The 23,136-nt window shown below is 39.3% G+C and carries 16 protein-coding genes; 5 read left to right on the forward strand and 11 right to left on the reverse strand.

Annotated elements, in window-relative coordinates:
- Positions 1-39 precede the first annotated feature (39 nt).
- Entirely contained in the window at positions 40-879 is an 840-nt protein-coding gene (locus VF06_RS05290; RefSeq protein WP_099066161.1) for a DNA adenine methylase, read from the reverse strand.
- A gap of 167 nt (positions 880-1,046) precedes the next feature.
- On the opposite strand from VF06_RS05290, the gene VF06_RS05295 reads away from it, so the two are divergent.
- On the forward strand, positions 1,047-1,772 hold the full coding sequence (locus tag VF06_RS05295; RefSeq protein ID WP_099066160.1) for a cytochrome b/b6 domain-containing protein: 726 nt from the start codon (positions 1,047-1,049) through the stop codon (positions 1,770-1,772).
- Positions 1,773-1,937: 165 nt separating this feature from the next.
- On the forward strand, positions 1,938-2,117 hold the full coding sequence (locus VF06_RS05300) for a CAB/ELIP/HLIP family chlorophyll-binding protein (RefSeq protein ID WP_099066159.1): 180 nt from the start codon (positions 1,938-1,940) through the stop codon (positions 2,115-2,117).
- A gap of 72 nt (positions 2,118-2,189) precedes the next feature.
- Here the strand turns inward: VF06_RS05300 and VF06_RS05305 are convergent, their stop codons facing one another.
- The 4 genes from VF06_RS05305 to VF06_RS05320 all read right to left on the reverse strand — a co-directional run bounded on the left by VF06_RS05305 (position 2,190) and on the right by VF06_RS05320 (position 9,602).
- Positions 2,190-3,278, reverse strand: a complete 1,089-nt coding sequence (locus VF06_RS05305; RefSeq protein ID WP_099066158.1) for a hypothetical protein — start codon at positions 3,276-3,278, stop codon at positions 2,190-2,192.
- A gap of 129 nt (positions 3,279-3,407) precedes the next feature.
- Positions 3,408-6,380: an acetate and sugar kinases/Hsc70/actin family protein gene (locus VF06_RS05310; protein WP_143861667.1), complete on the reverse strand. Its 2,973-nt coding sequence runs from the start codon at positions 6,378-6,380 to the stop codon at positions 3,408-3,410.
- A 120-nt stretch (positions 6,381-6,500) separates the two neighbouring features.
- Positions 6,501-7,001, reverse strand: coding sequence for an Rpn family recombination-promoting nuclease/putative transposase (locus tag VF06_RS05315; RefSeq protein ID WP_099066157.1), 501 nt, complete (start codon positions 6,999-7,001; stop codon positions 6,501-6,503).
- A gap of 75 nt (positions 7,002-7,076) precedes the next feature.
- Positions 7,077-9,602 carry a GTPase family protein gene (locus VF06_RS05320; protein WP_099066218.1) on the reverse strand — a complete coding sequence of 842 codons (2,526 nt, stop codon included), beginning with the start codon at positions 9,600-9,602 and terminating at the stop codon, positions 7,077-7,079.
- A 593-nt stretch (positions 9,603-10,195) separates the two neighbouring features.
- On the opposite strand from VF06_RS05320, the gene VF06_RS05325 reads away from it, so the two are divergent.
- Positions 10,196-13,231 carry a GAF domain-containing protein gene (locus VF06_RS05325; protein WP_143861666.1) on the forward strand — a complete coding sequence of 1,012 codons (3,036 nt, stop codon included), beginning with the start codon at positions 10,196-10,198 and terminating at the stop codon, positions 13,229-13,231.
- 166 nt (positions 13,232-13,397) lie between these two features.
- On the opposite strand, the gene VF06_RS05330 is transcribed toward VF06_RS05325, so the two are convergent.
- From VF06_RS05330 to VF06_RS05345, 4 genes are all read right to left on the reverse strand, one after another.
- Positions 13,398-15,182 (reverse strand): diguanylate cyclase domain-containing protein, encoded by a 1,785-nt coding sequence (locus VF06_RS05330; protein ID WP_099066156.1) that lies wholly within the window; start codon positions 15,180-15,182, stop codon positions 13,398-13,400.
- 9 nt (positions 15,183-15,191) lie between these two features.
- Positions 15,192-16,172 carry an ABC transporter substrate-binding protein gene (locus VF06_RS05335; RefSeq protein WP_180267481.1) on the reverse strand — a complete coding sequence of 327 codons (981 nt, stop codon included), beginning with the start codon at positions 16,170-16,172 and terminating at the stop codon, positions 15,192-15,194.
- Between the two features lie 323 nt (positions 16,173-16,495).
- Positions 16,496-17,278 (reverse strand): RDD family protein, encoded by a 783-nt coding sequence (locus VF06_RS05340; RefSeq protein ID WP_099066155.1) that lies wholly within the window; start codon positions 17,276-17,278, stop codon positions 16,496-16,498.
- A gap of 57 nt (positions 17,279-17,335) precedes the next feature.
- Positions 17,336-18,169, reverse strand: coding sequence for a hypothetical protein (locus VF06_RS05345; RefSeq protein WP_099066154.1), 834 nt, complete (start codon positions 18,167-18,169; stop codon positions 17,336-17,338).
- Between the two features lie 80 nt (positions 18,170-18,249).
- Here VF06_RS05345 and VF06_RS05350 point away from each other — a divergent pair, with 80 nt between their 5' ends.
- Positions 18,250-19,227, forward strand: a complete 978-nt coding sequence (locus VF06_RS05350; RefSeq protein WP_099066153.1) for a stage II sporulation protein M — start codon at positions 18,250-18,252, stop codon at positions 19,225-19,227.
- An 86-nt stretch (positions 19,228-19,313) separates the two neighbouring features.
- On the opposite strand, the gene VF06_RS05355 is transcribed toward VF06_RS05350, so the two are convergent.
- On the reverse strand, positions 19,314-19,943 hold the full coding sequence (locus VF06_RS05355; RefSeq protein WP_099066152.1) for a hypothetical protein: 630 nt from the start codon (positions 19,941-19,943) through the stop codon (positions 19,314-19,316).
- Between the two features lie 253 nt (positions 19,944-20,196).
- Here VF06_RS05355 and VF06_RS05360 point away from each other — a divergent pair, with 253 nt between their 5' ends.
- Positions 20,197-22,692, forward strand: coding sequence for a response regulator (locus VF06_RS05360; protein ID WP_099066151.1), 2,496 nt, complete (start codon positions 20,197-20,199; stop codon positions 22,690-22,692).
- Between the two features lie 9 nt (positions 22,693-22,701).
- Here the strand turns inward: VF06_RS05360 and VF06_RS38960 are convergent, their stop codons facing one another.
- Positions 22,702-22,920: a hypothetical protein gene (locus tag VF06_RS38960; RefSeq protein ID WP_143861665.1), complete on the reverse strand. Its 219-nt coding sequence runs from the start codon at positions 22,918-22,920 to the stop codon at positions 22,702-22,704.
- Positions 22,921-23,136: the final 216 nt, after the last annotated feature.

A 23,136-nucleotide genomic window follows, 5' to 3' on the forward strand; every position in this document is an offset into this window, starting at 1 on the left:
AAATTCTAGGTTTAACTGTAAAGCCGTATTCATAAGATTCTAATTTTGTAATTTTTTATGCAAATCAAGTTTAAGTTTGTAATTAGTAATAAATAACTCTTTTCCTTTGGCAGCACTACTTTGTTTGTAGTTATTCATGCCATATTGCAATTGCCACTCTGAAATGTTAGCCCATTGAAAATTTTCTCGAATTTGTGGAGAATCATCGTAAGTGATTAGCCAACGGTGATGACATTGTTGCAACAGTTCGGCAAATCTTTGATGTTGAAATGAAGTATGCAAGTTACCGTATTTTCCATATAGCTTTGATTTGGTAGCAATAAAATATGGTGGATCTAAAAACAAAAATACTTTTTCACCTTCCTTGGGTAATAGGTAACTATAATCTAAATTAGTAATTTCTACATTTTTTGTCAAAATAGTTTCTAATTTTTCCAGCCTTTCTATTGAAGAATTAGTAAAGCGTTTATGAAAAGCTTCTTGGGAAAAACCACCTGATTCAACAGTGCCAGAAAATGTAATTCTATTGAGGACAAAAAAGCGAACTGCTCTGTCAAAATCAGATAAATGATTGACATTGATGGTAGCCAATTCTGTAAAAAGTAATTTACCGTCTGTGTATTTGGCTTTAATATATCGAATTTCTTTAACTAACTCAGGTAAATGAGATTGGGCAAACTTCCAAAATAAGAAGAGTTCGCGGTTTAAATCGTTAATCCAAATTTTGAGTTTGGGAAATTTTTGTTTTAAATAAATAAATACAGAACCACCACCGACGAAAGGCTCTCGAAATTCATCAAAATTTTCTGGTAAGTATTCAACTATTTGATTTATTGCTTTTGATTTACCACCAGGATAGCGCAGAGGGCTTTTGAGCATAACGGAAAAATATACATAAATTTACTTTATATTTTTCAAATATATATACAAATAACTAGTAGAAAATTGTTATTTAAAATTTGTAAGTAGTTTATTTACAAAAGCAACTATAAATCCGAATAATGTCTAAAATTTTTAATACTAACTTCTAGCTAAGACTGACTTTTATGACTCGTTCTGCACCTTATCAACCTTTGTGGTTACGAATTCTTCATGGTGTGAGTGCAATTTTAGCGATCGCCGCAATTATTACTGGATTTCTAGTTTACAACACTTACGATCGCCGTTTTGGTAGCATAGCATTTCTTCAACTTCCGGAGATTCAAGACATTCACGGAACTATTGCATTGTGTTTCTTGCTTGTTCTACCTGCTTTTGCCCTTTATAGCTTTCATGCGGGACAAAAGCGGCTTGTTCAATCTGATTCTATACAACAATTAAGTCAAGTTGGCAAGCCCATTTGGTGGGTTAGCTTGCAACGTTTAGCAAACACTCTCATGCTCATCGCTGCTATTTTAGCTGTGAACTCAGGCAGAATGATGAAGGAAGAGTGGCTCCCCAGAAGAGAGTTTTATCATATTTGGTATTCTCTTCACCTTAGTGCTTGGGTTGTCATGGTTTGCTGTGTAGCAATTCATCTTTTGATGTCTGCTAAGGTGGGTGGTGCGCCGTTGTTATTGTCGATATTTTCCTGGAAGTTTCGACCAGAAGATAGCCCTGGACAATGGTCTAACCGTTTTCGTGGTTGGTTGAGTAGGTCAGCTAATCTCAGTGGGTTAATGAATAATTTTACGCAAAACAATTTTTATCTCAGAATCATTGAGGTCATTGTATTGGCTGGAATTGTTACAGCCTTTGTCTTACCTGTATTTTTCTCTGGTGGTGAGTCTTAAGTAATTATTGTTTGCGTGATATTAATTATACTAAAAACCTATGTAACCAAATATCTACTGAATAATTTATTGGCTTTTAGTTTATGTTGCAATTTCGTAAAAATCTGATACATTACTTTACATAACGTTAAAACCGTTACAAAATAGAACCTTGGAGTGTTAATTATGTCAAACGCTAACAAGACTACGCCTTCAGTTTCAGAAGATCCTAATGCTTTACGCTGGGGCTTTACTCCTCAGAGTGAAAACTGGAATGGTCGTTTGGCAATGATTGGTTTTTTAGCCGCCATTCTCATTGAAGCGTTCTCCGGTCAAGGGATTTTACATTTCTGGGGCATTTTATAATTAGTCATTAGTCATTAGTCATCAGTCATTTGTTCTTTGTGAATACAGATGACTAATGACTATTGCCAACAGCTAGCGTGATGAACGGAATATTACACGGCCTGGTGATTCTTCATGGTTAATTCGGGCATATACCCGCAGACAAGTTAAGACTTCCCCAGGAGTACCGCCAAAATCTAGTTGTAAGTCATCTTTGGATGAAGTACAAATATCTGCGTAAAGTCCGGATAACTGGCGAATCCGGACTTCATTACCAGCGTTAATGCCTTTATCGGCGATTTTCTTGAGAATGCGGCGAGATTCGTTTTGTAGCTTTCCCCACCAGGAATAACGTTGTGCGGGTGGTACAAAAACCAAGGAGTGTATTGCTTCATCCATATCAATCCAAGCACGCAAAATAGACAGGGGATCGTTACTTTCTTCGGCTTTTTGGGTGCGTTGACAGCGATCGCTCAAAGCATTAATGTATTGACTTTGTTGTTCGGCTTTGGAATTGAGCGAAACTATATCAAAGCTACAAACACTTTTTAACGCATGATAAAAGTTTGGTTCTATTTCTAGAAATTTCATATATAAAAGTAAGAATCCTGTGGAAAAATCGGATTCATTACTTTGCAGATTTTGAGATAAACTTAGTCCCTGAGTTTGAACAGTACCGCTAAGTCCAGGGTAGATAATTTCATCGCGGATAAAAGGAAGTTGAAAAAGATTAGCATTGTCGGCCATCGCGCCAACTGCTTGCGCCATATCTAAAGTACGCTTTTGCCAAGATGCAGCTAAATCTTCTGGTACTCGTAATAACTTGCGTTGAATTTCATGCCATAAATCTGAGTCAGTTTGACTTTGCAATGGAGAATTACCCAGATAATAATTAAGTTCTGCATCAGCATTGAAAGCTTCCCTTAAATCATTGAGTTTTAATGGATTTTGGGAAGTTATAATCACATCTTCCCAACCAATATCTGGGTGTAAAGGTGTAGGTGCAGGTTGCAATAAGTTATGAAGTTCTTGTAGCAACTCATCGCATACCTCAACTCCTGAATCTTGGGAAAATTCTGCACGAGCCTGATTTAAAGTAGTTTCTAGACCGTAGAGAGTAAACCGTAATAATTGGGCTAATTGTGAGTTTTGTATTTCTAATAATTTCCGGAAATGGTGCATTTATATTACCTTTTATTATCTCACGCAGAGGCGCAGAGGCGCAAAGAAAAAGAGCTTTTTTCTATCTCATACTAAGACGCAATACCTCATAAAAATCTCTGCGTCTGTGCGTCTGTGCGCGAACAAATTCTAATGTATACCGCAAAATGGATCGCGTTCCTTATCAACTTCATTAGGCTGTAATTCTAATTCAGCCAGATAAACGCATCCTTCTTGTTGAAGACATTCTTGATTTGTTGATGTCCAATAGGGTACTTCACCTGCGTGCATTCGTAAAATCCCTTGGTTATCCAGAGTTACACGATATTGGCAAGGATAATCTGTTGTGGTGTCTGGTTTACTGAGTGCGCCAATTCTGATCCATTTTTTTGTTTGGGTTTCGGCGTCTGTTTGATAAACATAGAAAGTATGCTGGCCAGTTTTAGGGAAAGGAGGTAAGGGATTACTAATTAATCCGATTCCTGGTTGTGTTACACCATCACGCAAGTAATGAAATGTTTGGAAGGAACTATTATTATTTCCCACTTCAAATACTAAATGATAGGCATCTGTGCGATCCACAGTTGCAGATTCGATGACATTGACTGCAATATCACCGTCATTTAAGTCTTTATTGGGGCGTTCTACGGCGATATTCCACATCAATTTTCCATCAGCAAATAACTCAGAAGTTTCTGAAAATACTGCTGCTAAATCAATGCCAGAAACATCTATTAAGTAATGCGGATTTCCTTGACACAGCAATACATTAAATTCTAGAGTTTGGTCGATTTCAAACTGGACTTTGATTTTTTTCAAAAAATCCGCTTCTTCCATTCCTAATTTATTCATCAGGTTTTTACCGTCGAAGCTACCCCAAAGTCGTAAATCTCCTTCTTCGTAATCTTGGCGGTAGATAATGTTAGTTAATTGTATCCCTTGCCAAGGAGTGCGAACTTTGGCTACAGTTTCCCAAGGTGCTAATTGATAAAGTTCTTGACCCGCTTTAAATATAGTTAATAAATCATTGCTTTGGGTTTTGCGTTTGAAGTTGCAGGGCAAATAATAAAACAGGTTTTTGACATCAATTTCTAGCTGATTAGCTCCCTTACGTAGCAAAGTTTTCGATTCTTCTGGGTCGAATCTCAACCTACGTAATTTTTCCGCGTAGCAAGCACCGGCGGAGGTGGCTAATTTTGTAAATTCCAAAACAAAAGTAATGCGTTCTGGATTCCAAACAAAATAAGGCGATTTACTAAATTCTTGATAAATTTGCCGCTGTACTAAGTCGAGATTGCAGGTTTTTCCAGAGAGAATTAACCAATCAACTTTTTGAGAATTCCAAGAATCTTTGGTGAGATCTTCGGGACGCAAACGGCTTTCCATCAATCCTTTAGCAATTCCGATGGCTTCTTTAATTCCTGAAACTGCGGCTCGTTCAAATTGACGATTGTCCAAGGTGACGCAGATGTTATTTGGGTCTTGGACTGGTAATTTAATGACACTTTGAGCTAAGAGTTCAGAAATTTCTTGTTCAGAAAGGGTGAAGGTTAATAAAGAATCGTCAGTTGGTGGTTTTTGACCGAGTTTCAGTTTTGCTGCTTCTGCATAATCCCACAAAAGATAAAATGTTTGTAGGCGTTGTGGTGCTTGTTGCCAACGAGTAGGTAAGACTTTTTCGGCAGTATCAAGAGCATCTTTATAAGCAATGTCACCCTCTGGATTTTCTTTATCTAAACATTTTAAAAGGCTGCCAGTTTTAAACTTACCTTGTTCTAAGAATCGGTCGTTTAATTCAGAATTAATTAAATCTTCTAGCTTTTCGCTTTCGATGTCGCCAGTGGTGACTGCTGTTAATAAAAAGTCAGCGATCGCCACTTTTAAAAGTCGAAAAATTCGCAGTGTAATTAACTCACCACCTAACTGCAAATGTCCAGAGGAACCTAATAGTTTGGGAGTCAGTTTATAATAACGTCCTCCTAAACCCCTGTCTTCATAATCACCAAAAGCTGGGGTTTTATCTTCCAAAGTCAACTCAATTAAAGCCAAGTCTGTGGTTCCGCCGCCGATATCCAAAACGAGAACATTTTGCGACCATTTATTTCCAGTTTGGCGACAACGAGTTTTAAATGATTCAATACCAATATTTAAATTCCCGCCAAATTCTCGCCACAAAAAGAATATCGCCACAGAAACAGCTTCATCATAAGCAGTTTGGACATCATCTATGGCCAATTGTTCAACTAATTCTTTAACTTCCTTGCGAACAACCGGCGGGGCGACTGTTGGATAGGTGACAACTGCTGTTAACAAATCCCCTTCTGAAAATCTACGTCGTGCCCGTTGGCGATAGTCTTCAGTTAACTTTATTAAATGCGCCCAAGCAGATTGAATTAATTCTTTAGCAGTAATTGTTTCTTCCTGACCATCCAAAATTACTGAAAACGATCGCTCTTGGCCAAAATAGCGTTTTGGTGAATGATAAAACCTGCTAATAATTTCCTTTAAAGTACTGCTTGTACCTTGGGCGATGGCTTTTTTTCTATTATCTCTAGCTTCTCTACCCATCCGCAGTTGTAATTCCCCTAAATGGCAGATTTCTGATTCGCTAGGAATCTCTGTTTCCCGCCTATCTATATCCAGCACAACAGGAATCAAATTTTGCGATTCTAAAGTAGGAACGCGGAAGACTTCGTGATAAATTTGATAGAGTTTTTTGCTGACAGCGCGACGAAATCTTTCGCTATTTCCTAAACAAAGTTCAATTTGGCGAATCGCTTCTAAAAATCTCTCTTTGTTATCAGATTCAAAAACTTCACTTAATTTTCTTGGTTCTATTTCTAGGTTTTTACTAATTTCTAAAATAAACTTTTCCCAATCTTCATCACTGACATCTGGTAAAGCTATAGCAGCAGGAGAACTCAGCCATTGCGATAAGCGATCGCGCAATCGCATTTCTTGTTCTTTGGGTAAAATTTCGGTGATGGGTACTTCAATGGGATCGAAAAGTGTAACTGTAGAATTCGACGTACCAAAATCTAATGCAAACCATCCGGGAAATCTTTTTTGTTGTTTCTCGTTTGGCTGTTTATCAGTATAGTTGTGCAATTGAAAAGAGTTCATTATAACAAGTATTTCTGTTTAACTGTGGCTTTTTTATAGAGCGTAGGCGTAGCCTGCCTTAGACATCGCTCTTTCATCCAAAAGCGTAGGCGTAGCCCGCCATAGGCATCGCTATAATTACTAAGTTGATGTTGAAGATTCTTGCTCGCTTATAAGTCTTACTTGTTCTACGATTAAACTAAGTAATTTGGCAACTTCTTCCATCGACATACCAAGAGCTAAGAACTGAGGTACAAGTTCAAGTTTTACTTGTTCTCGTCCTATTTCTACTCCTTGCTGTAGTCCCTCTTGTTTAGCTTCTTGATAAACCCTAGTTTCTTCTAACTTAACTCCTAACATGGCCTCTACCTCTTCACGACTTAAGTTGGCAAATTTATAAACAGCAATTGTTGTGATTACATCTATTATCTCTTGCTTAGCCAAGACAGTTATCTGTTCTTGTTCCACCCGTTCAATTAAACGTTTCGCTTGTTCCACCATTTGAGTTTCTGAAGCGATAGTTAACTGCATCAAACTGATACCAACTTTTTGCTCATCAGGATTACCTAACTCATCCAAATAAATCCTTTGTACTTGAGAACTGTTTATTAATGACCTGTGAATACGAGTCTTAAGAAGAATTCAGGAGTCAGAATTCAGAATTCAGAAGGCTTTGCTTGTAAATTGTGGGTTTTTACTGGATCATCTAAAAACATCCTAATAAGAAACAGCCGCAATGTCTGAAAGAATCTGCAACCAAGTAGGAACTGTAACTTCAGATGGTAAGTCACCAGCTGTTAAGTATCTCAGTAATGCTTCTTTTTTCGAGAGGTTTTGTAAACTGGGAATAATTTGATCCAAAATACCTTCTAATTCGGAATTAATTTGCTGATTGACTTCACTAACATACTGCACAAGATGAAGGCTAACGCTAGCAGTAATTTCATCTCGCAATCGCAGTACTAAAAGTTGGTGATTGCTGGATCTACCTGAGCCTTGGCTTTTTTCTGGTGCCCAGTCAAAGATTTGACCAACATTGTGTTTCTCGTCTTGACGCGCTAACGGAAAAATGATTTCGGGTGCAACGGTTTTGTCTTTGCTAGTAATTTCAGAAATGATTGCTTCTTTCCATTCGTTGGGGTCGCATCCTAGTAATAGTTTATAAAAAAGTTCGGCTTCTTCCACACCAAATTTTGCTTCAATTTCTTGTTCCATTTCTGGGCGGAGAATTGCTTTCAATTGGTCGCGTTCTGGGGCTACTTGATTTGACAATTGATTTAACAAATCTACCACAGCTTGACGAATGCGATCGCTGGCAAATTCTTCTACTTCTTTAACGGTTTTTTCAAATATTGGATAAAAATCATCGCTCTTGGTTGGTAGAGAAGTATTAAGACGATTTCCTCTATCAAATAATTTTCCTGCTGCACCTTTAGATTCAGCGAGGGCGATACTACCATTGTTGACTTTATTAAACAGTAAAGTCCATTGACTCCAATTAAGTATTTTAAAGGTAAGTTCGTCTTTTACAACATCGCTAACAACAAAGCCACGCCGGTCTTTGAGTGGTTCTTTTCCTAAACTTTTTTGAAAATTTCTGTAGATTTTATCTAAAGTTTCCACCACAAACCGCAACTCAATAAAAGCGGGACTGTCTCCTGTGGGGATGCCTTGCTCGTGAATTTCATCTATGATGTCTTTCAAATGATCTTGTTGCTGACTCACAACATCAGCAGCTCTTTTGGTATCTTCATGTAATTGTTTGAGACCATGAGTAGCAACATGATTTTGAATCAATTCCCGTAGTTTTGCTAGGCTACCATCTTGAGCAAAGTAACCTAATTGTCTGCCTAAATAGCTGCGAGTATCAGAGTCTAAAAGCCGTTGGCTTAAGCGTCCCCATTTTTCTTGTAGCCGTTTAGATCTGTCTAGATAATCAGGATAATCTAAGTTAGCTAAAAACTCTGGCGAACCTGCTTTGACTTTACTCGAACGTTTTGCTAAATCAGCTAGTCCTAACAGTGGTGAGAGTAAAACAATGCGGTCTTTTTGAGTTGTAAAAGCCTGTGCGCCATCAATAGTAGTTTGCAGAACTTTGAGTTTTTGGAAAACAATTTCCTCATGCAAATCCCTATCTTCAGTTAGTTGGTCGAGTTCTCGTTCGCCACCTTCACTTTCTAAAGGTAATTGATCGAACCGACCCACACCAACGAGAATTAAATCTTTCAAATCTTGTCCAGGTCGCTGCTGCTGCATCATGGTAAAGATTTTATTAGCGCGATCGCTTCCCGGAGATTTACCATTTAGCAGTACTAAAATTGTCTGTACTTCTGCCAATTCTCGCAGTGATAAAAAGGTATCCCTAGCACCAGAATTAGCAGCCCCCAATCCCGGAAAATCAATGAGAATAAATTTAGCAGCACCCGTCACATCCCAAATCTCCCGCGAGATTTTGACATCAATATCTACACGGCGAATCAGGGGAAAGCTGTTTTGTAATAATTTCGTTGGTAGTCTTTGGGGTTGACTCGGTAATCGAATATGTGCTGGCGGTAAATCCTCAAAGCTGAGAGTTTGGATGGCCATTGGCTGTTCCACTAGCTGTAGTCCTTCGCGAGCGGTGGTAGCATCAATTTGATAGCGACCACTACACAATACTTCGCCATAGGCTTGATAAGCCCGCAAAAATAATACTAACTCCCTCAGTAAATAGCGCAATTCTAAATTATTAGAACTGTTCCATGCTTCCTCACACCAGCCAATAATATCTTTGCCAGAATTGAGTCTAGACACTGGTATGGCAGGAAGTCCTGCTGCCGTTGTCCGTTTATTAGCTTCCCCTAGCATAAAGCGCAGACATTCGTGTACCCCTTCATGGGAAAGATATTCTACAGTAAAATTGCTTAGTTGCGTAGTTGCAAAGTTATCTTGGGGTATGATGTGTAAAGCTGTGACATTACCTGTAGTCGGGTTTTCACTGACAGGCAAAGCATCTGCATATCCAATCAAACTGCCTAAAAGTAAAGTTTTGCCGCTACTGAATTCCCCCATCACACCAATTTTCACAGGCGAAGTGGCAAGATCCACAGTTTTTTCAGCAGCTTCCCGCAGACGACGGAGACAATCATCAAGGCTAGCCGGAACCCAATCTTCTTGTTTTGAAGGGTATTCGGGTACAGAATCTATCTTCCGGAGGATGAATTCACCGTACTCTTTAAAACTAGCCAGCTTGTCTGGTTCCATAGAGTAGTTTCCGCCTAACATAAATTTCTCTGAGCTTTATAACATATAAAATGCGATCGCCAAGGAGCCATACAACGGACTGTTATTAGGGCTGTTGATTGAAGAGTTATTATTTTCCCTACACTCCCTACTCTTTGCTTTGATATAGGAAATCTTGAAGTTTGTGAACTTTTGATGAAGACATAATCGCCTCATATTAGCAGTTGTGAATAATTCGTGAAAAGTCAGATCCCCGACTTCTTTAAGAAGTCGGGGATCTAAACACACCCAAGTAAAGCTAATTCAGATTTTCAGCCATCAAATTAGAAAATCAGTATAAATTTATCGATGATTTTAAGGAAAAAATATATTTAAGTAATTTTACTGAAGTGTATAAATTTTCAGTTTGCATAAAAATGATGAAGTCTATCTTAATCAAAACTTCAGCATTTCCCCAATTTATTTACACAAAAAGAGGAATTAATGCACATAGAAAAAGAAATAAAGTATTAAGATAATTACCAGGCTGTAGCTGAACATATTATACACATTTTTTAACAAATCTAGTTTCAGAGATTTTAATTCAATAATTTAGGCAGAGCAGGCAGGCAAAAGTGTTTCCTAAAAGGGTGCAAAACTACATTAACCAAATCAACGTTAAAAAAGAAAACATAGAACAAGACGAGAAACTATTTAAAAAACAAAGTCCATTGACAGAAAAGAAGCAAGGGAGAGAATTAACAAAAGCCTTAAGACGGCTGGCAACGGAAACTGCAAAACGCCAAACTGTTGAAGCACAGTTGTGCCAAAAAACATCAGAATGGGCAGCGATTTTGCAAGTACTTCCTGATTTTTATTTTCGTGTAGATGCTGATGGAACTATCCTGGATTACCGACCGGGAAAAATGCCAAATCTGGATATTGCACAAAAAGTTGAACGGGGCAAGAGTTTACGAGAATGCCTACCGATTGCTGTAGGCGATCGCTTTCACCAAGCCATGACTCAAGTACTTGTAACTCAATGTGAAGTGAATTTTGAATACAGCTTACCCCTACCACTGGAAAATTGTAACTTTGAAGCTAGATTATTACCCTTACCAAAACAACAAATTATAGTTCTTGTCCGTGAAAATGAGGACAAAGTACAAGCAGCATTACTCGAAAGAGATAATAAGCTTCGTACCATCGTGGAGAATGCCAATAACATTCTTTTTTCCCTGACACTGGAGGGGATATTTTCTTACGTTTCTCCCAACTGGACTGATATTTTAGGGCATGAAGTTGCTGAAGTAGAAGGCAAATCCTTTAGTCTGTTTGTGCATCCAGAAGATGTGCCTAAGTGTGCAAATTATTTGCGACAAGTTGTAACAACAGGTGAAAAACAAGATCCCATCGAATATCGAGTAAAACACAAAAATGGTAGTTGGCGATGGCATACAAGTAGCTCATCTGCTAGTAGAGACGCCAATGGTAATATTTTAAACTTCGTTGGCATTTGCTATGACACCACCGATCGCAGACAAGCAGAAGAAGCACTAGCAGAACGCGCCCGTTTAGCAAATTTCCGTGCCGATGTAGATGCAGCCCTCACTCAAAGTGACACTTTAAATAACATGATGCGCCGCTGCACAGAAGCTTTAGTTCAACATATAGATGCGGCTTTTGCTCGGATTTGGACGCTTAATAAACAGGAAAATGTACTAGAGTTGCAAGTCAGTTCTGGGATGTACACCCATATTCATGGGCCTCATCAACGCGTACCAGTTGGTGAATTCAAAATTGGTTTGATTGCCCAAGAAGGCAAACCCCACCTCACTAACTCTGTACAGACAGATCCCCGCGTGAGTCACAAAGAGTGGGCAAAACGAGAAGGTATGGTGGCTTTTGCGGGCTATCCCCTGATTGTTGAAGGTGAAACTGTAGGGGTAATAGCGATGTTTTGCCGCCAAGCAGTGACAGAATCAACTTTTAAAGCCTTGGAATTTGCCGCCCAAGAGATTGCCATTGGCATCAAACGCAAGCAAACAGAAATTGCCCTCAGAGAAAGCGTCCAGCGAGAAACATTACTCAATCGTCTTTCTAGCCAAATTCGAGCTTCTTTGGATCTAAATTACATTGTAGAAACCGCAGTGCGGGAGATTCGCAATTTATTTCAAATAGACCGTTGCGCCTTCTTTTGGTATCGACAAAACGCTCAAGTCCCCTATTGGGAGAGAGTGTATGAGGCCAAAAGTTCATTTTTACCGTGTCTGCTAAACGAGCAAGAAAATAACGTAGAAATCGAACTCATCGCCAGCAAAACTTTGAACAAAGAAATTATCCGCATTGATGATGTTAAAACTGTAGGCTATGGCATTACACGGGAGTTTTTGACCGATTTCGGTTTCACTGCTTTTATGTCGTTGCCCGTACATACCCAATCTGGGGAAATTGGCGCTTTTAGCTGTGGTTATTGTAACGGTTTGCGGCCTTGGCTAGACAACGAAATCGAATTACTCCAAGCAGTAACAGACCAAATAGCGATCGCCATTGACCAAGCTAAACTTTATACTCAAAGCCGCATCGCTGCCCAAACTGCCCAAGATAAAGCCCAGCAACTAGAAGTTGCAATGCGAGAACTGCAACAAACCCAAGCCCAACTGATTCAAACTGAAAAAATGTCTAGTTTGGGACAACTAGTGGCGGGAATTGCCCACGAAATCAATAACCCAGTCAATTTTATCTATGGCAATATTAGCCACGCCAGTGGATATATCCAAGATTTGCTGGATTTAATAGAACTTTATCAACAACACTACTGCCCACCAGCACCAGAAATTCACCAACAAATCCACGCCATTGATTTAGACTTTCTCAAACAAGACTTGCCCAAAGTCCTCAACTCTATCAACATGGGTTCTGAACGCATTCGGCAGATTGTCTTATCTTTACGCAATTTCTCTCGCCTCGATGAAGACGGCATGAAAGCAGTGGATATCCATGAAGGTTTAGATAACACCTTGCTACTTTTGCAAAATCGCTTGAAAGCCAAACCAGGACATCCAGAAATCCAAGTAATTAAAGAATACGGCAACCTGCCACCAGTAGTATGTCACGCTGGACAAATGAATCAGGTGTTTATGAATTTGCTCACAAATGCCATCGATGCCTTAGAAGAGGGAGTGGGGAGTGGAGAGTGGGGAGATGTAGCTTTAGCTTCTCTTTCAGAGACGCTAGCGCGAACCAGCAGGGTGGGAGACAAGGGGGACAAGGAGACAAGGGAGATGAGTTTTTCCCCTCTGCCCCTCTGCCCCTCTGCCCCTCTGCCTCTTGTGCCCAATGCCCCATGCCCCATGCCCCATGCCCAATGCCCCATGCCCCATGCCCAATGCCCAATACCCCAAATTCACATTCGTACTTCCATCGATCAAAACTCTGTAACTATTCGCATTGCAGACAATGGACTAGGAATGAGTGAAAAAGTACGCAAGCATTTGTTTGACCCGTTTTTTACTACAAAACCTGTAGGTAAAGGCACTGGTATGGGTTTATCAATTAGTTACCAAATCGTCGTCAAAAAACACTCTGGAAAACTTGAGTGTATTTCCGCACCTGGAAAAGGTGCTGAGTTTGCCATCGTGATTCCACTAAACCAGCAACCATCATCCTAGGGATAATATAAAGTTAATGTTTTGTTAACCAAAAATTAATCTATTAGTTGTTAACTGATATTAATTCACTTTTTGCTGCAACATTTGAACATCCCTCTAATAACCTGAAATTTAAGAGATTAAGTTCAGGAGTTAGGGGGATTATTTACATCAAAGTCCTACATATCTAAGAAGTACAATAGCGATCGCGCCCATTTTGTTTGGCGTTGTACAGTGCTTTATCGGCTGAAGCGATGAGTGTATCTGGCTTAATGTTGCAAGTGGGTATGATACAACTAATACCCAAACTGATTGTGACGATATTTTTGATATCAGACTGTGCATGGGGAATAGTCTGATGGTGAATTGCTTGTTGAATATTTTCAGCTATTGTGATTGCTGCGGCTAAGTCAGTATTAGGAAGCAGTACCGCAAATTCTTCTCCACCGTAACGCGCTACCAAATCAGCGGGACGATTGACTGTTTTTTGTACTATTTGCGCTATTCTCAATAAACAATCATCCCCTCCAAGATGACCATAGTAGTCGTTGTAAGATTTAAATTTATCAACATCAAATAAAATTAGTGACAAGGGTTGTTGTTCTTGTGAAAGGCGTTTCCATTCTGCTTGTAGTCGTGTATCAAAGCAGCGACGGTTAGCCACTTGAGTTAAACCATCTACATTTACTAATTGTTCTAGTTTCTGATTTGCCTCTTCTGTTTTTTCTCTAGCAATTACTAATTCTGCTGTTCTTTCCAGTACCCGTTGTTCCAAAGTTTCCAAAGATATTTTTAATTGAAGTGCCATATCATTAAAGGATTTTGCCAGGTGACCGATTTCGTCTTTTGAGGTAATTTTGGCACGGATGTCTAAGTTACCTGTGGTAAATTGGGAAACTATATTTGTCAGATAAATTATTGGCATTGTTAGCAGCTGCCCAATAGCAAAAGCGATGATTGTTACTACTGAAGCGATAATTGCAAATAGAAACATTGCATCGCGAATTTGCTTTTCTACAGGTGCTAGGGCAACAGCAAGTATCTGTGTAAATAACACAGACCAAGGTTTATATTTTAAACGAGCAATGGCAATTAAATTAACCTGGTTACCTGTGTCTGACAATGATGCAATTAAATAGGATTGTTTATTCTCCAATGCTTCCTTGAGTTTTAATTCATTAGTTGCCAATTCATTCACAGGAGAATTAAGCAAACGTCCTTGCCTTTGTAATTCAGTTACAACATTTAAAGGCAGAGGTACAATAGATTTAAAAATCAGTTTTGGTGCAGTGCTATGTGCCAAATAAATATAATTTTCATCTAAAAGAATAGCAAAAGATTTTGCTCCAGCCCGTTCAGTTTCTTGAGTTACTAGCTGCTGGACAACAGTAGCATTGTATGAAACACGCAATACACCTAATATATTTCCCTTGGCATTGCGAACCGGACTGCTAAAAAACAGGGTTACAAGGTCAGGAATTGTTGGCGATCGCTTCATACTAGAAACAAAAGATAAACCAGTTTCCAGTGGTTTTTTAAAATAATTTTCAACTGATTCATCTTTGCCAATGTTCGATATCTGTGTATCCAAGACATTTTTTCCGTTTAAGTCCAGCAAAGCATAGGAGAGAATATTGACCATATCTTTGCGACTGAGACGAATTAATGTTTCTATTGCCAATTGCATTTCGGGGCTGTCATTTCGCTGTTTTGGAGTCAGGCTGAGATAGCGTGCCAAACCTGGTAAAATCGCCTCTACACGCACGGCATTCAGATTTGCATCAATAAAGGCATCTATTCTATTAGCAGTTTCGTGAGCCGCCGCAGATAAGGCTTGTCTGGCGTTGTCAGTTAGTGCTTTTTCAGTTGTCTGTTTGTTGATAAATGCTAATAATAACAACGGAATCAAAGAAACAATGAGAAATGAGGCAATCAACTTTCTACGAATGCTCCCCAAAAAAGTTTGCTGCATAGCTTTAAACTAAGAGGGAGGATTTAAGAAGGAAGAATTGAACAAACTTTTTAACTCAGGAATGCGCGTCACGTTTCCAGAGCGAATAAAAAACTCTACATATATCTTGGCGGTTTTGTAGATGGAGTTAGGATTGCTAAATTCAAACAATTTTTGATTCTCAGCTAAATCAGTTAAGTTTACTCCCTCTAGGGAAATTGTATTGCTAGGAATTTTTAAGACTTTGCTGACGATGGCGTTTCCTTCTTGAACATTTGCTTTCCAATAATCTGCGGCTTTTAACCATCCTTGGACAAATGCACGAATGTCTTCGGGGCGATGGCGGATTGTATCACCACTAAAGACAATCATATCTAAAATCAAGCCAGGGGTTTGTTTGCTGGTAAATAGGATATGTCCCCCTAATTTCATCACTTCAGAAAGATAGGGTTGCCAAGTATGTCCTGCTTGAATAAGATTATTTTTTAGGTGTTGAGGAATTTCTAAAGCTTCTAACTTAACTAAGTTGACATCTTCGCTGGTTAAGTTAGCATTTTTCAACATCTCAGTCACAAAAACTTCGCTAAAACCGCCTAGATTGGCACCTAGCTTTTTCCCTTTCAAGTCAGCAACGGTTTTAATTTGTGATTGGGCGACTACCACATCTGCTCCTGTTGATTCATCTATAACTATCACGCTTTGGATATCAGGATTTGTGGCACTCAAGACTATTAAACTTCCCAAAGATAACGAAATACCATCATACTTACCCGCAGTGAAATTTGCTTGTTCCAATTGAGTGTAGGGTTTATAAATTAGTTCTACATCTATTCCTTGGGCTTTGAAAAATCCTTTTTGTTGAGCAATGATGCTTGGATATTCCCCAACAAAAGATGCAAATTGTACTTTCAAAGGAGGGCGTTTTAATTTAGTTGGTGCTAAAGTATGGCAAGCAAATAACAAACAGACAGTAATGAGAAAAATACTAATGTATCTCAGTATTTTAAACATATGATATTTGGTATCTTAGTAGTGGAATGCATGTTTTTTTGCTTTGTAACCGGTGATAAACAAGTATTTACATATCCATCAAAATAGCGGTCGTTTATTTTCTTTCACTACCACCTTCCTAATAAATATATGGGTTGATTAAGAAAATCAAAATTTGATTTATTTCATAGTGTATTATACCACACTACCGCCAGATGTGGAATGAAATCGATACAAAATTAGGATAATAAGTATTTTGGATAAATCTGCTAACAGCCTTTACGAAAAGCCTATTTATCTAAAATCCAAACTGTTTCTGACCTATACTACTGAGCTTTTAACTTTTAAAATTCCTGCTGTTGATAGACAATATAAATAGCTTCTAAAAATACATCAGGTGTATAATTTTCTGGCAGTTTTTCTAAATTAATAATAGATTTAACTTGCTGGGCTAAGTTTAAAGATAGTGATGCTCTAGCTTTTAATGACATTGCACTACGTCGCTGTAAATATTCACGAATAACTGCAAAATCATCAGGTAATAATTGGGATAAGTTGGCAGTTTGTAGTAATTCGTCGTGGAGTATCTTTGCCTGTTCTGAAATTATTAAGTTCGATGCATTAGCTGGCTGGGCTTGAATCACAATGGTACCAGCAGCCAAATCACCCAAACGCTTTTCGCGGTTGCCCAACATAATTAAAAAAGCGCCAATAAACAAAGTTTCATCAAAGGGTCGCAACAGGGCACGTAATGTTGCTTGTTGTAGCCCGATGAGTCTACCATCATCTCTAACCACGCGAATTTTAGCGATGCGTTTACCGGGGGTTTGTCCAAACCATAAGGTTTCAAAAAATACGAAATACCCAATGTAAATTGCAAAGCCAATAAAAAAGAAAATTGCTAATAGCCAAAGTCCTATATTCCGAGGATTTGTAACTAAATTTTCCAAAAAATTCAACAGTTGCGTTGAAAAGACAGTCCAAATCAACACAAACAACAGCAAACTTATACCCAAAACTGTATAGTCAATCAGCAATGCTAAAGCTCGATTGCCAATTCCTGCTAAAGTAAATTCCAGTTCTACACTTTCTGGAGTCTGGAATGAGATGCGATTAAAAAAGCGCATATTTGAACTAATGAAAAACTAATAAACTTGAATTCAGGTATTGAGTTAACAAAAAATCTACAAAGGAGGTTTTCGTAATTGCAAACCCAAGCCTTCACGGCGACTACGCAAGTCAAAATATAAAACAGCCTTTAGTGCTTGCCAGAATGGCATGACAAAAACTCCACCTATTAAGCTACCAACCCAAGAAATAAAATACACAAGTGAGTAGATACCAGTACCAGGCTCAAGTTTTAAAAGGAATAAGCTGGGTATATAGTTGAATACAAATACTATTGGTAGCGTCACCAAAAAAGCAACTAATACTACACCTTGAATGCGAAATACTGAAGCTTTAGTTAACTCCCAACTTCTAGCAACACTTTCGCCACCATTAATATTTTCCTCAACTGCTAGGGGGACTTCAGCAACAATCCAACGGGAGTAAAACCAGGTTAGTCCTAAAAGCACAATCCCGACTGTGACAATGATTGCCAATGTAGTGACGACTATAACGGCTGAATTACCTAATATCCCTCCTAATACTACTCCTATCAAGCCAGCAAAGATACCACCAACGATCGCCAATCCAAAATAAACGACCAGTAAAGATATCCCTACTTGCAAAGCAACTCGAAAAAATGACCACAGACGTGGATTAACGTGATTGTTGGCGCTTTGGACACTTTCTGGCTGGTAAACCAATTCACCAAAAGCCAAACGTGAAATTAACCCCGAAATGGCAGCATACTTCGCCCAACCATAAATTGGGACTATAATCCACAAGTGAGCAATGGCAGCTAAATTGAGATAAGTCTTGAGATGAGAACGATACAGTCGCACCGCAGCACTGACAACGTTACCAACACTCAGTGGTTGTATGTGACCGGGAGATCCAAAATTTTCAGACATAATACCAAATTTCCCTTGAAACTACGGATCTGAATTTGAGGCTATCTTAAGCTAAGTTAAAGTCAGTGTTCCCAAAATTCATGAATATTCAACGTTGGATTGCACGACGAGAACCGAATTGGCAGCGTTTAGATGCCCTATTAAAGCAGGTAGAAAAAAAAGGGCTAAAGTCTCTACGGGCAGCCGAAATTAGAGAATTAGCTTCTTTATATCGTTCAGTCGCCGCAGATTTAGCCCGCGCCCGCACCCAAGAAATCAGTAATACTTTGACACAAAGTTTACAATCTTTAACAACTCGTGGTTATACGCAAATTTATCAAGGTTCGCGACGACAGGAGTGGCAGGCAGTTTTAGAATTTTACCGTTGGGGATTACCATCTGTAGTTCAAAAAACATTTGCGTATATCGCAGCAGCAACAGCGCTGTTTTTATTGGGTGGAATAGTAGCTTGGTGGTATTCCTGGCAAAATCCCAGCTTCATGTCCTTAATCGTACCTGAAAACTTGATATCCAAGGTGCGAGATGAGCATAAATTGTGGATGGGGTCAATTGTTGGCATTGAACCTCTAGCATCCAGTGGCATTACGATTAATAACTTGGCAGTGTCCTTTGGGGCTGTTGCTGGTGGAATTACTGCTGGGATATACACAGCCTATTTGATGGTATTTAATGGTTTATTAATTGGTGCAGTTGGGACTTTAGTTGGTCAAAATAACTTAGCATATCCTTTTTGGGCCTTTGTATTTCCGCATGGTTCCTTAGAACTACCGGCGATATTTTTTGCTGGAGGTGCGGGATTTTTATTAGCAAAAGCAATTTTATTTCCTGGCAAATATCGCCGACCGGACGCACTGAAATTTTATGGTAGTCAGGCAGTGCAGTTAGTATTTGGGATTGTACCAATGTTGATGCTTGCAGGTGCGATCGAAGGCTTTTTTTCACCTAATCCCAACGTACCCGACCCGATTAAATATCTGGCAGGAATGGCATTGTTTGTACTTTTAGTGATGTATTGTAGCCGGAAGAAAAATATAAATGAAAACGGAATGGGGAGATGAGGGAGATGTAGCTTTAGCTGCCGGCAGAGTTGAAGATGAGGGAGATAGGGGGCACGGGAGATTAATAACTTCCCACTCACCAGTCATCAGTCAACCATCAACAAGCAACCATTAATAATCCCTACAAGGATTTTTACAAGTAGCAATAAATCTTCTGGGACTTGATAGCGTTTCTGGTCTTGAGTTACCTGGCGATTTGCGCGATGGTAAACTCCAAAACGCCAGTCTTCACCAGTTGTAACTGCTCCATATAGAAGTTCTGATGTAGATTTAGTCCATTCATCAAGTGCAATTAATTCAATGGCGAGTTGAGTAAATCCTCTAACTAAGTCTGATTGTTTAGCTTCAATCACTAATAAATTTTGAGGCGCTGCAATATAATAATCGAGAGTGCCTTTGAGATAGTCATTAACAGCAATAGAATATTCTATATTGAGTCGCTGATTAGTTAAATTACAAACCTCAAACAAAATCGGGCCAATTAAAGCTTCTCGTCGAGCAGTTTCATTAACTAAATCGATATGAGATAAATTACGCTGAAGCTGTTGCTGTAAAAAGCGCAAATCAAAAACTTCTGAAGATTCAGGTAAAGTTAGATTCTTCCTTTCTAAAGTACAATTTAATTCGGCTAAAATATCATCAATAATAAAGGGCAATTCAAAATATTTGCTAAAAGTATAAGATTCACCAGCTTTGAGAATGCGGCGGGAATTCATAAAACAGCCAAGCCAAGTTGATTGTACTTAAATTCTATACAAATTAGCTCAGGTGTCCCTTGTAAATCGCCAGACGATCGCAACCCAACCACAACCTTTGGACAAAGGGATCGCTCGCCACCGTAGTAATTGCTAGTATTGCCACATATCATATATTTTGCTTGATTTTCTAAAATACCTCCTAAATGTGGAGTACGTTTAGGCTACTTTTAGGCTTATGATTTGAAGGCAATCGGACTTGCAGCCAGAGCAAATGTTACGACTTCTCTTGATTGATGACAATCCGAACGATCGCCTCTTAGCAATTCGGCAATTGGAACGCGAGTTTTCTGACCTCGAAGTAGAACAAGTGGTCACAGCTCAAGACTTGACTCAGGCATTGCAAACTGGTCAATTTAACTTGGTTGTCACCGATTATCAATTGCGTTGGAGTAACGGTATAGAAGTATTACACGCAATTAAAGCTAGTTATCCGAATTGCCCGGTGATTATGTTCACCAACAGCGGTACTCAGGAAATTGCTGTGGAGGCAATGAAATCTGGATTAGATGATTATGTGATCAAATCTCCTCAGCACCAAGTACGCCTAACAGTAGCAGTGCGATCGGCGCTAGAACGAGCTGAAACTCGCCAAAAAGCTGCAAATTTAGAAATTCGCTTTCAAACTCTCCTCAACCGCCTAAACGTTGGCATTTATCGGACAACTTTTGATGGTTCTTTACTCGAATGTAACCCAGCCTTCCTGCGTTTAATTGGGTTAGGAAGCTTACCCCAAGAGCAAGCAAATCGGTTTATAGAGCTTTATTTCCAACCGGAAGATTATGCTCAGTTAATTAATCAGCTGCGAGAAAATGGCGAAGTGCGCGACAAAGAAATCCAATTGCGACGAGCTAATGGTAGTTTGATTTGGGTGCGTGTGAGTAAAACCTTCACCAAATTTGATGGCAACGGTATCATTGATGGCTTGGTAGAAGATATCAGCGATCGCAAACGAGTAGAATTAGAGCGAGAGCAATTACTCATCAGCGAACAAGCTGCCCGCATGGAAGCTGAAGCTGAAAAGCAAAATTACAGTTTATTATCTGAAGCTAGCCGATTGCTGGTATCTTCCCTCGATTACCGCACAACTCTAGCAAAATTAGCCAACTTAGTGGTTCCTACATTAGCTGATTGCTGTTTAATTGATATTGTTGACGCTAACTTAACAGTCTTTGAAGAACCAATTGTTGCAGCAACCACTCCTCAAATCGAAGCCCTAGCTTTGTTACTCAGACGATTTTATTCCACCTTTGCCAATGCTGATTTTGGTATTAGAAAAGTTTTGCAAACAGGGGAACCAGAATTAGTAACTGATGCAACGGCGAATTCTTTGTCATTCACAATGAAACAGGACGCACAAACCCAACGATTGATGCGCCAAATGAACATTCAATCTTACATAATTGTGCCACTAGAGGCTCGCGATGCCTACAGTGGTATGGCTTTACGCAAGCTAGGTACAATTACTTTGATTGCTACCCAAGAGAACCATCGCTACACAACAGCTAATTTAAATATGGCTCAAGCCTTGGCTTTGCGGGCAGCTACAGCAATTGAAAATGCTCGACTTTACCAGCAAGCAATAGACGCAAATCGTATTAAAGATGAATTTTTAGCTGTTCTATCTCACGAAATTAGAACTCCCCTAAATCCGATTTTGGGTTGGGCAAAACTTTTGCGTACCAGCAAGTTAGATCCACAAAAAACTGCTTTAGCTTTGGAAACCATCGAACGCAACGCTAAATTACAAACTAAACTCATTGAAGACTTGTTAGATATCTCCCGCATCTTGCGAGGTAAACTCAGTCTCAATGTCTGCCCAGTTGATTTGGCAAGCATTATTCGAGCCGCAATGGAAACAGTACGGCTATCAGCGGAAGCGAAATTGATTCAAATTCACTCTGCTCTCGATCCGGCCGTTGGTCAAGTATTTGGCGACCCAGGACGCTTGCAACAAATAGTCTGGAATCTCCTCTCCAACGCCATTAAATTTACTCCTGAAGGCGGACAAGTTGAGATTTATTTAGAGCAAATTGATTCTCAAGTGCAAATTAGAGTTAAAGACACAGGCAAAGGAATTAACCCAGATTTTCTGCCCTATGTATTTGAAACCTTCCGTCAAGCTGATAGTGCAACTACCAGGAAATTTGGCGGCTTGGGTTTGGGATTGGCAATTGTCCGTTATCTAGTAGAAATGCACGGTGGTACTGTCTTAGCAAAAAGTTTGGGAGAAGGTCATGGAGCAACCTTTATTGTCAAGTTGCCAATGATACTTACTGATACAGTTGACAGCAGTCAAGACAGTGATGTGATTGCCGCCGATATTCCAACTTTTGATGGTTTAAAAATTTTAGTTGTGGATGACGAACCTGATTCTTTAGAGTTAATTAGCTTCGTACTCCAACAGTCTGGAGCCACTGTCACTGCTGTATCATCAGCAATAGAAGTATTAGAAATATTACCAAAATGGCAGCCAGATTTACTGGTGAGCGATATCGGAATGCCAGAAATGGATGGCTATATGTTGTTGAAACAAATTCGGTTAATGAGTCCAGAACAAGGAGGACAAATTTTAGCCATCGCCCTCACAGCCTATGCCGGAGAAGGTAACGAACAAAGAGCGATGGCAACTGGTTTTCAAGCCCACATCAGCAAGCCAATAGATCCAACCCTGTTAATTGAAACTATTGGCAATTTAGTGCAAGGTTGACTGTTGACGTTAACGGTATGTAGTAGCAAGATGCAACAAAGGTGCAAATAAATGCAACAAAGATGCCAGTTGATGCAACAAAGGTGCAAATAAATGCAACAAAGATGCCAGTTGATGCAACAAAGGCGCAAATAAATGCAACAAAGATGCCAGTTGATGCAACAAAGATACCAGTTGATGCAACAAAGGTGTCAGTTGATGCAACAAAGGTGTCAGTTGATGCAACAAAGGTGCATTTTTTAAAAAACCGTAAAGGACGCATAGACACCTTCAAAGGAGCGTCTCGTAGAGAAGTGGCTTCCCGTAGGTTAAGACGCAAAGAGAAGGAAGAAATGCTTAACCCAAGCGTATTGCTTTCTAAGGTAAGTAAGTCGGTACAATAAAACCAAACTATGTGAAGAAAAATTATAAAGCTAAGGCGTTGCATAAATGCGGTATGAATTA

The sequence above is a fragment of the Nostoc linckia z4 genome (assembly GCF_002608075.1).
Classification (GTDB): domain Bacteria; phylum Cyanobacteriota; class Cyanobacteriia; order Cyanobacteriales; family Nostocaceae; genus Nostoc; species Nostoc linckia.